Source organism: Phaeocystidibacter luteus (assembly GCF_008933115.1).
Classification (GTDB): domain Bacteria; phylum Bacteroidota; class Bacteroidia; order Flavobacteriales; family Schleiferiaceae; genus Phaeocystidibacter; species Phaeocystidibacter luteus.
In genome coordinates this window covers 1-12,280 of the sequence record NZ_WBVO01000003.1, presented here as the reverse complement: position 1 = coordinate 12,280, position 12,280 = coordinate 1, and the positions used below count along the sequence as shown (strand labels likewise).

11 protein-coding genes are annotated in these 12,280 nt (G+C 46.0%); 7 read left to right on the top strand and 4 right to left on the bottom strand.

Features of this window, described 5'->3' with window-relative positions:
- The first annotated feature begins 32 nt into the window (after nucleotides 1-32).
- Together F8C67_RS05445 and F8C67_RS05440 are read left to right on the top strand one after the other, a co-directional pair.
- Complete coding sequence (locus tag F8C67_RS05445) at nucleotides 33-842, top strand: universal stress protein (RefSeq protein WP_151666808.1); 810 nt, start codon at nucleotides 33-35, stop codon at nucleotides 840-842.
- Nucleotides 843-911: 69 nt separating this feature from the next.
- Nucleotides 912-1,718: a hypothetical protein gene (locus F8C67_RS05440; RefSeq protein ID WP_151666807.1), complete on the top strand. Its 807-nt coding sequence runs from the start codon at nucleotides 912-914 to the stop codon at nucleotides 1,716-1,718.
- Here the strand turns inward: F8C67_RS05440 and F8C67_RS05435 are convergent.
- Nucleotides 1,700-2,548 (bottom strand): AraC family transcriptional regulator, encoded by an 849-nt coding sequence (locus tag F8C67_RS05435; RefSeq protein WP_151666806.1) that lies wholly within the window; start codon nucleotides 2,546-2,548, stop codon nucleotides 1,700-1,702. The two genes, F8C67_RS05440 and F8C67_RS05435, sit on opposite strands and share 19 nt — an antisense overlap.
- Before the next feature lie 67 nt (nucleotides 2,549-2,615).
- Between F8C67_RS05435 and F8C67_RS05430 the strand changes: the two genes are divergently transcribed.
- Genes F8C67_RS05430 through F8C67_RS05420 form a run of 3 tightly spaced genes read left to right on the top strand, consistent with a single transcriptional unit; the run spans nucleotide 2,616 to nucleotide 5,876 of the window.
- Complete coding sequence (locus F8C67_RS05430; RefSeq protein ID WP_151666805.1) at nucleotides 2,616-3,941, top strand: alpha/beta fold hydrolase; 1,326 nt, start codon at nucleotides 2,616-2,618, stop codon at nucleotides 3,939-3,941.
- A 46-nt stretch (nucleotides 3,942-3,987) separates the two neighbouring features.
- Nucleotides 3,988-5,481: a sensor histidine kinase gene (locus tag F8C67_RS05425; protein ID WP_151666804.1), complete on the top strand. Its 1,494-nt coding sequence runs from the start codon at nucleotides 3,988-3,990 to the stop codon at nucleotides 5,479-5,481.
- Nucleotides 5,478-5,876: a response regulator gene (locus F8C67_RS05420; RefSeq protein ID WP_151666803.1), complete on the top strand. Its 399-nt coding sequence runs from the start codon at nucleotides 5,478-5,480 to the stop codon at nucleotides 5,874-5,876. Before F8C67_RS05425 ends, F8C67_RS05420 begins: the two co-directional genes overlap by 4 nt.
- A gap of 53 nt (nucleotides 5,877-5,929) precedes the next feature.
- On the opposite strand, the gene frr is transcribed toward F8C67_RS05420, so the two are convergent.
- The 3 genes from frr to pyrH all read right to left on the bottom strand — a co-directional run bounded on the left by frr (nucleotide 5,930) and on the right by pyrH (nucleotide 9,465).
- Nucleotides 5,930-6,493, bottom strand: coding sequence for a ribosome recycling factor (gene frr, locus F8C67_RS05415; protein ID WP_151666802.1), 564 nt, complete (start codon nucleotides 6,491-6,493; stop codon nucleotides 5,930-5,932).
- Nucleotides 6,494-6,555: 62 nt separating this feature from the next.
- Nucleotides 6,556-8,706 carry a T9SS type A sorting domain-containing protein gene (locus F8C67_RS05410; RefSeq protein ID WP_151666801.1) on the bottom strand — a complete coding sequence of 717 codons (2,151 nt, stop codon included), beginning with the start codon at nucleotides 8,704-8,706 and terminating at the stop codon, nucleotides 6,556-6,558.
- 51 nt (nucleotides 8,707-8,757) lie between these two features.
- A complete protein-coding gene (pyrH, locus tag F8C67_RS05405; RefSeq protein WP_151666800.1) occupies nucleotides 8,758-9,465 on the bottom strand; it encodes a UMP kinase in 708 nt (235 codons plus the stop codon).
- 491 nt (nucleotides 9,466-9,956) lie between these two features.
- Between pyrH and F8C67_RS05400 the strand changes: the two genes are divergently transcribed.
- Together F8C67_RS05400 and F8C67_RS05395 are read left to right on the top strand one after the other, a co-directional pair.
- Nucleotides 9,957-10,454 (top strand): hypothetical protein, encoded by a 498-nt coding sequence (locus tag F8C67_RS05400; RefSeq protein WP_151666799.1) that lies wholly within the window; start codon nucleotides 9,957-9,959, stop codon nucleotides 10,452-10,454.
- Nucleotides 10,455-10,783: 329 nt separating this feature from the next.
- On the top strand, nucleotides 10,784-11,383 hold the full coding sequence (locus tag F8C67_RS05395; protein WP_151666798.1) for a hypothetical protein: 600 nt from the start codon (nucleotides 10,784-10,786) through the stop codon (nucleotides 11,381-11,383).
- Nucleotides 11,384-12,280: the final 897 nt, after the last annotated feature.

Sequence of the window (12,280 nt, the reverse complement as noted above, 5' to 3'; positions counted from 1 at the left end):
TTCGTAATTTTATAAGAGTAGAACTCAGCACCATGAAACGCATCATCTTTCCCACAGACTTTTCCGAATCGGCCGACAAGGCTCTAGAATTCGCCATGGATATCGCCAAAAAAGGAGACATGGAAATCCTTCTTTTGAACGCGTATGATCTTCCTTATGCTCAAAATGTAATGAGCACTTCCCTTATTGACATTATGAGGGAGAACAGCGAAAACGGTTTGAAGCAACTCGTAGCCAAACTCGAAGCTAAAGGCGTAAATGCCAAGCACAAAAGCATGATGGGCAACCCCATCCGAGTAGTCAAAGAAATAACTAGGAAGGATCCCGAAAGCATCGTTGTGATGGGAACCAAAGGAGCGAGCGGAATTGAAGAAGTGCTCATCGGATCAAATGCCGCAAGTGTTCTTCAAAGCACGAATGTGCCTGTACTTGCTATCCCTGCCGACGCGAACTTCGAGATGATCGAGAAAATCGTTTACTGTACCGATTTCCGCTCTCAGAAGAACGATCGTGCTCTGCGCAGACTTGCCTCACTAGCCAAGCTTTTCCAAGCAGAAGTACTGATCCTTCATATTCAGCAAGAAGGTCAGGCTGATCTAGCCACTGGTCAACGTCACAAGTTCGACCATCACCTTTCTGAAGTGAAGCATTCCTTCCATATTCTGAAAGAAGCTAATGTCGAAGAAGCAATCCTCAACTTCACAAAAGAAAAAGAAGCGGATATGCTCGCATTGCTCACCCGTAAGTATGGTATCATCCGCGGACTCTTCCATTCGAGCTTGACGAACAAGGTTGCTTTCCATAGCAAAGTACCATTGCTAGCGCTTCACGAATCTGAATAAATCAGATTTCTCGATAGAATTACGTAACATTAAGGTGAGTCAGAATACGGCTCACCTTAATTTTTTTGGATGCAGTACACCCCCGTTGCCCTCGTAAAAGAAGCAGACATAGCGCTACACCGCGGAGCTCAGTACCTCACGTTGACAGCCAAGGCCTTTTTATCACCTGAAGACGATGATTCTCACACCAATCTGGAGTGGAATCATGAACGTCAACGGCTAGAAGGGCGATGGTTTAGAGCGACTGGAAATGAGTACAGGCTGACCCTTTCTCCTTCCGACTACGAACTCATTTGGGAGGATCGCAGCCGAGTTGCCGTTGAACGAAAACAACTCGCTCAAGCCCAATTATCGGAAGTGAGATCCTGGTGGGAAGCCACGGCAAAGACCATTGGTGAAAAGGATGTAAGTGAAATTCAGCTGCATTACGAATTGCCAGATGACGAGGTCTATACCTCTGAAGCCTTACCAAACCCGAATAGCGACATGCTAGGAGCTTGGATGAGGTGGCGAACAAGGGCTGAAAAACTGCTACAAGGCACGAAAAGTATTCTAACACATCCTAGAGACATACGTGTTTGGCCACATCATTTCGATAGTGGTTTGTATGGTGAAGTGACCTCCGAATTAGCCTTGGGTGTAGGAGTTGCTCCCGCCGATACCATGGTTGACGAACCGTACATTTACCTCTATGGCTGGAAAAATGAACAATACAAGCCTATGACAGAGTCGCACGACGAAATAGGCAAATGGATAGCTCCCGAGAGCAAAGGCGGATGGAGTGGCTTCGTGTTGCCCTTTAACGATATTGAAAACGTGAGCGACGATGAAGTTCGGGAAGTAATCAACTCCGCCACTCAAGCTATTTTGAGTTGATTTAGACCTCTCCTCCACGCACTAGGTGTAGAACCCGAGTGTTTCTTAAAAAACTTTGAAAAAGCTGCGAGTTCATGGAAACCTAGTTCCCAAGCTATTTCCTGAATCTGCATTCCGTCTTCATGCAAGAGCTCGCATGCTCTGCGGTAACGGATCTGTTGATGGTAGTTTTGAGGAGTAACACCCGTAATCTGCTTGAAAACTCTCAAGAAATGGTACTTCGACATGCATGCATTGAAGGCCAACTCTTCGAGATCAAACTTATCGAATGCGTGGTTCTCCAGATAAAGAGTTGCATCATAAATAGCTTGCAGCAAGGCCCTTCTGGTTGTCGGTCGACCGGTGATGAGCTTCTGAGCACGAGAATGATACTGCTGCAGAACTTCATTTGTCAAACCTGCCCCTAGCCACCAGGACTCTTCGGCGGTAGTTTCGCCATTACGATAATCTGTGTACCATTGGTGTATGCGCTTGTCGGCCACAAAAACTCGTGATGGCACCATCGTGGAATGGCCGTTTTGGAAAAACTCTCGAGTAAACGCATCATCAAAATAAAAACATACACCGCGAACGGCATCAGGAGAACTCCAGCCCACACTCACTTCATCTCCAGGTTGAACGAGCAGAAATTGACCCGCTTGAACGAGATGTGATTTCCCATTGACGGTATACTCTTCAACCCCATCTAGAACATACTTTAGGGAGAGTACATCGCTCTGTAGAGAATGCTCAAAAGACTTATATTCTGAAAGAATGATTCGGCTACTTCCGCTGGCATCGATATCCTTCGGAGTAACGCGGTGTGACGCATGTAAAAATGGAATGCCCATAATCCGCAATTTGGAACAAGCGTAGCAGGGCCATTAGGAGTATTATAGCACCAAAGTACACTATTTCATGAAGAAGTTCCTCATCCTCAGCTCAATTATCCTAAGCATAGGCTGCAATGGCCAGCATCTCCAGCGCCGAATCTTCCATGGATTCAGACTCCAACCTGGACCAGAGAACTCTGTACAAGTTGCTACCACAGGGCCAGCAGGAACGGCCACGAATGCAAAGCTTCAGGCGAATGACATCCTACTCAAAATCAACGATGTTGAACTGAAAGATTTCAACGACTTAAGAAGTCCAGAATTACAGAACATACGTGAGGGTGATGAGGTCCGATACACGGTTAGGAGAGGTGAAGAGACGATTGAATTGGTGGGAACTGGAGAACCGCTTCCGTTAGAATCGGGCGACAGTCCGCAAACGAAATACTTCGAAGTACCGTTCGACGGCGGATACTTGCGAGGAGTTGCCAACCTTCCGGAAGGAGAAGGTCCGTTTCCTACGGTTTACTTCATTCAAGGATATACCTGCGGTAGTATTGAAAGCACTTGGTCTGGACATCCCTATCGCCAGCTCGCTAAGGCATTTACAGATGCAGGAATTGCCTTCGTAAGAGTAGAAAAGCCCGGCGTGGGTGATAGCCAGGGTACAGATGATTGTATGGACACCGACTTTCACTACGAAGTACAGTCGTTCACCGAGGCTGGTAAATTCGTCCGTGAATTTGACTGGGTGGATACTGAGCAATTCTTCATTTTCGGTCATTCTATGGGCGGTTATCTCGCGCCAATCGTTGCCCGTGAAGTTCCTTCAGTTGGTATAACGGCTTACGGAACCCGTCACGAACCATGGAGAGAGTACTTCTTACAAATGTGGCGCTTCCAACTCGTTCGTCAGGGTTTCAGCTACAGCGAAGTAGAGCAGCGCATGGGCGATTATTACAACTTAGCCTATCACCTTTTCTACTTAAAGAAATCGCCTGAAGAAATTGCGAAGAGCAATCCAGAATTGGTGGATGAGATGGAAGACGGGCTGGCTTGGACTGGCGGCGATGTCATTCTCTACAGGAATTATGACGCTCTCCAGAGTGTGGATGAACTCGAGGTTGTTCCCTCTTGGCTTGCGTACGAGGGCAAGGTCTTAATCTTCTATGGCACAGCCGATTTCGAAGTTTGTTCGGATGAATCACCGAAGGAAATGGTACGTATGATGAACATTGAACACCCAGGTTCCGCAACGTACGTTGAAGTGGAGGGAGCGGATCATTCTATGTTTCAAGTGGGCAGTATGGAGAAGGGTGTGAATATGTCAGACGAAGAAAGAAGGGCTGCTATGATGGATGGAATTGATTCGCGAATCCCGCAGTCAATCGTAGATTGGATAAGGGAATAACGAATAAAAGAAGTATCTTCATTCCACTAGCTTTCAAAACGCTCCAGTGGAAGAGACCAACCTAGCTGAATTAAATCGACTTCGAAAAGCCATCGAGCTGATGGACGTCGGTGTTTGGCAATGGGATATGGTTACCGATGAAGAAAAGTGGTCTGACCAATACTACCGCATTCTTGGCTACGAACCAGGGGAACTCCAACCAGAATTAAAAACATTCATAGACTTCTTACTGCATACAGAGGATGTCGAAAAGGTCAATACAGCAGTAAAAGCGCACCTTGAAGATGGTAGGCCATACCGTGTACCGATTCGCATGCGCATGAAAACAGGAGAGTTCCGGTGGTTTTTATCATCTGGAAACGCCATAAATGATGAGAAAGGTGAGCCCGTATTCATGGCGGGAACCATTGTGGATATTGACGAAGAGATTGCGGTCCGCGAGAAACTCGAGAGGAACGAAATGTTCTTTGAGGAAACGGGTAGGCTGGCGCAAGTTGGAGGATGGGAAGTTAATCTGATTGACAACACGCTGAAATGGAGCAAGACCATTTATGACATTCACGAACTACCCTATACGGAGAATGTTGATGTTGAAAGGGCCATAGGGTTTTATAAGCCTGAAGACGCTAAGCGTATTTCTAAAGATTTAGAAGTAGCTATTAAAGAAGGCTCTTCCTTTTCGAACACCTACCAGATCGTCACGGCAAAAGGCAACTCTAAATACGTGCAGTCGGTGGGCAGCACTGTAAAGAATGAGCAAGGCCAAGTGGTGAAGGTACGCGGCATTTTTCAAGATATAGATGAACGCAAGCGGGCACAGTTGCTCATGGAGGAGACGCTCGCTGTGGCGACAGAGCAGAATGAAAAACTGATCAATTTCGCGCACATTGTAAGTCACAACCTTCGCAATCACTCCAGTAATCTAGAGATGCTTGTCAACTTCGTTCGCGAGAGTACCGATCCAGAAGATCGCGTTCAATTACTGGACAAAATTGATCAGGTGACGAATAATCTCTCGGAGACTATAGACCATTTGAATGAGGTTGTTAGAGTTGAAAACGCGGTGGACAAGAACATTGAGAAGATCAATCTAACAGATGCTGTTCTGAAGACTCTCGATATACTCACGGGAGAACTTAGACAGATTGGAGCCACGTGTAATCATAATCTCCCGAAAGAGAAGTACGTGTATTTCACGCCGGCTTACTTAGACAGCATCATTCTCAACTTGCTGAGCAACGCGATTAGGTACAGGCATCCCGATAGGAGTTTGGAGATTACAATTACGTTGAGAGAAACGGCAAGCTTTGTCAAGCTATCCATTGCGGACAATGGCCTTGGTATTGATTTAAATCGATACAGAGATAGAATTTTCAGAATGTACAGTACGTTCCACTCGCATCCGGAAGCTCGAGGGGTGGGACTCTTTATCAGTAAAAGTCAAGTTGAATCTCTAGGCGGCTCTATTGATGTTGAAAGTGTTCCTGACAAGGGGACTACCTTCACAGTGAGCATTCCTGTAATAGATGACCTAAAATGAGCGTCAAGTCGATTTACATTATTGATGACGATGACATCTACGTTTATGGGATGCGTCGAATTCTAAAGAGCCTGGATGACACCTTGACGGTGAATTCTTTTGGGAATGGGCTTGATGCACTAGACCAAATCAACCATCTCATTGAATCGGATGGCGAGCTGCCATGTGTGATTCTGCTTGATATTAACATGCCCGTTTTGGACGGCTGGCAATTCTTGGAGGACTTTCTTCAATTGAAGGATGAACGTTTGAGAGAGGTCAAGATATACATGGTCAGTTCTTCTGTAGACTCGAGTGAAATGAGTCGTGCTGAGGCTATTCCCGAGGTTGTGGAATACGTGGTGAAGCCGATGAAGAAACCGAAGCTGATGGAAATACTGAAAGGCTCAGGTTGAAGAAATAAAAAATCCCGCCAAGAGCGGGATTCTTTTTGTCTAGATGAATGATATCAGATTTTCATGATATCCTCTTCTTTCTTCACGAGGTGGTCGTCCACCTTTTTGATATACGCGTTAGTGAGCTCTTGAATCTCACCTTCGATGTCCTTCACGGTATCTTCTGGGAGGCCATCTTTTTCGAGCTTTTTGATTTCGTCGTTTGCATCTTTACGAGCGGTACGAATACCGATACGAGAATCTTCGGCTTCGGCCTTGGCGATTTTTACTAGATCGCGACGACGTTCTTCGGTTAGTGGTGGAATCGAAACGATAACGGCTTCGCCATTGTTATTGGGGTTGAACCCAAGGTTGGCGTTCATAATTGCCTTCTCGATTTCAGGAATGAGTGACTTCTCCCAGGGTTGTACGGAAAGCGTACGTGCGTCAGGCGTATTGATGTTACTCACTTGCGAAAGCGGTGTGAGTGTTCCGTAGTAATCTACTTTCACTCCTCCTAGCATAGAAGGGTTTGCTCTACCGGCACGGATTTTCAAAAGCGCTTTTTCGAGGTGTTCGATACTGCGCTGCATGCTTTCCTTAGTTGTTTCAAGGATAAGATCTATTTCTTCTTCCATGGTGTGAAAATATCACTTTTTTCGATTCAGTCAGACGTATTGTCTAACCGCGAAGATAGTGTTCATCGAGAAATCACAATCGAGAATCTCTGTGGTCGTCCGTCACCTTCAGATAATTCTAATACGTAAATGCCATTTGCTACTTCATCGGATACATCAATCTGAGAATCCGTAATACTTCCCGATTGAATCGGAGAGCCGCTGGTTGAATAGATCTGGTAATTTGAATACTCTATTTCAGAAGATATAAAGAATTGCCCAGTGCTAGGAATAGGGTAAATAAATTCCTCCGATGTCAAAAGCTCGGTCAAGCTTACTTCCTGATAAAGAATACAATCTGAAGTATCAATACAGCCTCCATCATTTAGAACAAGGGCAAAGCTGCCATTGTAGGTTGGGGTGAATGTTGGATTCGTTTCACCAATGATCGGGGCGTACTGCATATCGCAATCTACCCACTGATAGGTCGCAGTAGAGCTTGTTCCATGGGGTCCCAAGACACCACCTTGAGAAGAAACGGTCAAGTCGGAAATCGGCAAAATCGTCAGAACACCAATTGAATCCATCCCATTAGCGTTGTAGAGGTATTTCATGTAATCGCCGGGTGTGGAATATAAGTCTCCCCACCAGGTAACGGTATCGCATGCATAGATGGTGTCGGTTTGGACATAGCCGCCTTCTGCCGATCCGATATCCCGAGTCCCAGAGATTGGACCAGATTGCGACCTACTAACATCATTCAGGTTTCCACTGTCTATGAGTATGCTTCCCGGCTGAGGTCGCATTGATCGTGTGAAATACTGACTGGGAATTAATGTTGATAATCCAAGACTTGACCTTCGGGCACTATTGACTACGATGTCGGTTGAGCTCAACGCAACCTGCGATGAAGAGAATACATTATATCCCTTAGATTGAAGGCTAGCTTGAGAATCGATTTCAAAATCCGTTATTTGATATTGGTCACCCGTGAAGATGGAGCTTATCACATTCACATTTGATTCTCGAACAAAATACCCTGCAGAACCGCTCAGTTTGACTGTATTCTCTAAGATTGAACAGTTGATTAGATTTAGATTAACAGTCTCTTGTTGCGGTGGAGTTGTAGCAATTGCCCCTCCATAGTTTGCATAGTTTTCTATCATCGTTACTCTCTCAAGTGTAAGAGTATCTTGCAGGGTAGTCCTAACATCAATGGCTCCTCCTGTTGATTCAGATTGATTACCTGAGAACGTCAAATCTAAAAAATGGCCAACTCCTTGGAAGACTATAGCTCCGCCTCGACGCGCCGAGTTATCTTTAAACTCGCAGTTGCGAACTAGACAATTTTCGCCTACTAGTTTGAGGGCTCCGCCTCCACTCCAAGCCAAATTGGAACCTGGAAGTCCACCTGAATTCCCTTGAAAAACGCAGCTGTCTATTTGCACATGCTTAGCATATAGCGCGGCGGCGCCACCATTTCGGTTGAATGTGTTAGTTGGATTGAGGTTGAGGTCATTACCAACGAAATTGCAACCCTTCAATACGATTCTTGTACCTGGAATTTGAGCATACAGTTGAGCGTTTAACGCCCCACCATCAGCTCGACCTGAATTGGACTGAAAGTGACAGTCGGTAATACTTACAAAATACATCGGCCAGCAGGATACGGCTCCACCGCTCTCTGATTTGCAATCCACAAAACTTGAAGAAGTAATAATAACCGTATCCAATTGATGGCACTCTACAGCTCCGCCAAGATGAAAACCGCTTCCGGGCGCACTTGATGTTGCACAACGTTCGAAGGAGCAATTGACTATTTCAAGTGAGGACAAGCCGTACAGTTCTATGGCTCCGCCGTGATTTCCGACCTTGAGACAATCGATAAAATGCATGTCACTGAAGTGGAACTTCCCCATCAATCCAGCTGACAACTTCCTTTTCAGAATACCATTATATCCACGCCCGCTAACGTAGATTCGTTGATAAGGTGCAGGTATACCAAGCAAGACAAATCCATGGTCAACAAGTATTAGGGAATCAATAAAAATGGTATCTGCCCCCATGTCTAATAGGGTAGTTGAAAGGGCAACGGTATCGCCCAGAGCAGATTGATTTATTGAGTAACGTAAAGATCCGACCCCGGTATCTTGATAGTTGTCAACCCAAAACGTGTAGGCATAGCTACAAGTTGAGCAAAGAAATAGCAACGTTGCGAATAAGTGAGAGCGCATTAGGCGAAAGATTTACCTAAAGCTACGAAATTCAGCGAGTTGAAAGGCCTATTACTTTTCTACAAGTGTTCCGATATTCTCTCCCTTCACCACTTTGGCGAGGTTTCCTCTTGTATTCATGTCGAATACTACGATAGGGAGGTTGTTTTCTCTGGAGAGTGTGAACGCCGTAAGGTCCATCACGTTCAAGCCGCGCTTGTACACTTCGTCGAACGAAAGCGTATCGAACTTTGTGGCGGTACTGTCTTTTTCTGGATCGGCGGTATAGATTCCATCAACGCGTGTTCCTTTGAGGATTACGTCGGCATCAATCTCAACAGCGCGAAGCGTCGCCGCGGTATCGGTCGTGAAATACGGGTTTCCGGTTCCGCCACCGAAGATCACAACACGACCCTTTTCGAGGTGTCGTACAGCGCGACGACGAATGAAAGGCTCGGCGATTTGATCCATTTTGATGGCAGATTGAAGTCGGGTGTAAACGCCAACCTCCTCGAGTGCAGATTGCAGAGCGAGGCCGTTGATCATGGTAGCGAGCATCCCCATGTGATCGCCTTGAACGCGATCCATACCTTGGGAAGCACCTTGAACGCCGCGGAAGATGTTTCCGCCGCCGATAACGATTCCCACTTGGGCTCCGGCTTCAACAACTTCTTTGATATCGAGGGCGTATTCCTTCAGGCGATCGCCTGAAATTCCATACTGTTGCTCGCCCATGAGGGCTTCACCGCTTAGCTTGAGGAGAATGCGTTGGTACTTCATCTCTGCTTTGAAAATTGAGTTGGGCAAATATAGGGGATTGCCTCGTACCTCGACAAAAGACAGAGGATTGAAACCAATGTGACTTGAATTATCTCCACCAGATGATTCACCACGCAACCTCGGGCTAAAGCCGCGAGGCTAATAGAATGTTCCCCGCCAGCCGGCGGGGAATGGCGTTAGGAATGCTCGGCACGCGCTAAAGCACCGTGCCTATTGCTGGGGATTCAGGCGTTTCCCTCACCTGTTCTGCGTTTTTCTTTCCACCACGAGCATTTTGATAATTGCGGTTTTGCTTTTTGCGGTTTTGCGCGAAACAAATACGATGATTCACCACGTTCATCCCCATTTTCCCCAAGAAACCTCTGTGCCCTCTGTCTCTCTGTAGCTTGCCCGACCAACGGCGGGTGAGGCCACCCACCACGTTCATCCATTTTCTCCGCGAGAGACTTCCTCCTCAACTCTATTCCGAGTATTTTCGTCAATCCTATACCATGAAATCCGTTTGTATCCTCATTTGCACAGTTTTGTGCATTCACATGTCTGCCCAGAGTACACTTGATTCGAGTGAGACCTCATGTCTTGCCACGTTTGAGCCGTCTGAAGAGGATTCAAGTTTCAACCATGTGTCCATTCATTTTTCAGAACAGCATGGCGGATGTATTCCCATGACTCCTGAACATGTTCTGAGCGTTGATATCCTATTATTCAAGAACAATAGTACGTGGGTGTATGTCCAGCAGGGAGATAGCATTATGAGGTACAAACTACCGGTCAATGCGGGACCTCCATTATGCATGTGGTATCTAGATCTGATTTCCGATACCGCGTATTGCGGTGGATACATTGGCGGGATTCCGGTATTCGTGCAAATAAAAGCTGAGGGTCCGGCTAAAGGATGGAGGTATTGTAAAGGAGGCATGAGGAATCACAGAGAGATTCTGCTCAACCTGATTTCTGAACTCGCTGCCGTTCGCGAACGATACCGATGATTCACCACGCAACCTCGGGCTAACGCCGCGAGGCTAATGGAATGTTCCCCGCCAGCCGGCGGGGAATGGCGTTAGGAATGCCCGGCACGCGCTAAAGCACCGTGCCTATTGCTGTGGATTCAGGCGTTTCCCTCACCTGTTCTGCGTTTTTCTTTCCACCACGAGCATTTTGATAATTGCGATTTTGCTTTTTGCGGTTTTGCAGCCTGCCCGCCATCCGACTGACCAACCACATCAGGCCCCTACGAGGGAATGTTGGCAGTCGATTATAGCACTAAACATTCGAGTCAATCTTTTACTTATCTTACTTCAACCAAAATCTTTATTACATGAAACTTAGGCACCTTTTCATCGGAACTTTTATGTTGTTAGCACTAGTATCTATGGGGCAGACTAAAGGCACGAATGATCTCTCTTTGAATGTCGGGTTTGCTTCGTCTCAAGAAATTGTTGAAGACTTCGCCAATCTGGCAATTACAGCTGTTTCCGCTGGAAGCGTTACGTACGAGAACGTCAACGCGGCACCAACCTATGGACTGGAATACGCAATCTCAGTTTACGACAATTGGTTTTTCTTGGCAGATGGCTATTTCCAAACCATTGACAAGGATGTGTTTATTAATGGTTCACAAGACGGGTCTGTCTCTAGCATCTTCCTCACTGTGGGATTCGGAACTGACTATCATTACGTAAATACAAATTGGCTCCAAGTATATTCAGGCATTTCAGTTGCCTATACACGTCAAACGGACAACTACACTGGTACGGACACTGAGTTTGAAGATGAGCTTGACGAATTGGACAATGGTTTCTTCAACTTTCATGTAAATGCAATTGGCGCACGATTCGGTAAGAAGCTAGGGATAACAGCTGAAGTCGGCTACGGCTACAGAGGAATAGCGAATATCGGACTGAGCTATCAATTTTAGAGTTAACCAGGATTCGACCTAATTATGTCTAATGAGGATTGCTTACGCCCTTGGCCTCCACATACTCTAAGAGAAGCTTAAGCCCATCACAGTCATCCTTACAGTAACTAATCATGTACTGTTTATCCTCGAAGGTAAACACCACATAGCCCATAACTCTCCTTGACAAGCTTCCGCAACCTTTGCTACTTGAAATTCGCGAGTCCGCCCAATTTGATAGGAAGCTCCAAAATTCGGAAGTAAGGTAATTAACTGAAGTATTGCCGATATGGCTCACAAACACCACTGTGTCCTGATTGAAATATATGTCACAATATTCGGGCGAGCTTATCAAAATACATCCCTGAATATCATTAGTCTCCATTTCAAGGCGGAAAATACTATCTGGATACAACCTTGTAACAAGCTTCATTTCGACAACCAGAGAATCCATCGATGAAATGATAGTATCCTCGCTTTGACCTATAGCGCTGAAGCCCGTTGTGAATAAGACGAAAAATGGTAATATCCGACGAAGCATAGATTCACAATATATCTAGATTACGCTTAAAACAGGCTTGAGGATGGCAGAATCCGGATAGGGAATCAATTGTGAGTATAGGCTGCATAGATCAACCCTAATCAACCTCGGGCTAAAGCCACGAGGCTAATAGAATGTTCCCCGCCAGCCGGCGGGGAATGGCGTTAGGAATGCCCGGCACGCGCTAAAGCACCGTGCCTGTCTCTAACAATTCCAGCCATCACTCCATTCTTATGGTTCCTAGGCACTCCCCGCCCCCCTTTTTGCGGTTTTATGGACTCTGATGATCATTTATTGCGGTTTTGCTTTTTGCGGTTTTGCGCGAAACAAATACGATGATTCACCACGTTCATCCCTATTTTTCCCAAGAAACCTCC

Excerpts from the sequence above, each read along its gene's own strand:
- F8C67_RS05435 (WP_151666806.1), bottom strand. The coding sequence starts at position 2,548 with ATGGGCATTCCATTTTTACATGCGTCACACCGCGTTACTCCGAAGGAT.
- F8C67_RS05445 (WP_151666808.1), top strand. The coding sequence starts at position 33 with ATGAAACGCATCATCTTTCCCACAGACTTTTCCGAATCGGCCGACAAG.
- F8C67_RS05430 (WP_151666805.1), top strand. The coding sequence starts at position 2,616 with ATGAAGAAGTTCCTCATCCTCAGCTCAATTATCCTAAGCATAGGCTGC.
- F8C67_RS05400 (WP_151666799.1), top strand. The coding sequence starts at position 9,957 with ATGAAATCCGTTTGTATCCTCATTTGCACAGTTTTGTGCATTCACATG.
- frr (WP_151666802.1), bottom strand. The coding sequence starts at position 6,493 with ATGGAAGAAGAAATAGATCTTATCCTTGAAACAACTAAGGAAAGCATG.
- F8C67_RS05395 (WP_151666798.1), top strand. The coding sequence starts at position 10,784 with ATGAAACTTAGGCACCTTTTCATCGGAACTTTTATGTTGTTAGCACTA.
- F8C67_RS05440 (WP_151666807.1), top strand. The coding sequence starts at position 912 with ATGCAGTACACCCCCGTTGCCCTCGTAAAAGAAGCAGACATAGCGCTA.
- pyrH (WP_151666800.1), bottom strand. The coding sequence starts at position 9,465 with ATGAAGTACCAACGCATTCTCCTCAAGCTAAGCGGTGAAGCCCTCATG.
- F8C67_RS05420 (WP_151666803.1), top strand. The coding sequence starts at position 5,478 with ATGAGCGTCAAGTCGATTTACATTATTGATGACGATGACATCTACGTT.
- F8C67_RS05410 (WP_151666801.1), bottom strand. The coding sequence starts at position 8,706 with ATGCGCTCTCACTTATTCGCAACGTTGCTATTTCTTTGCTCAACTTGT.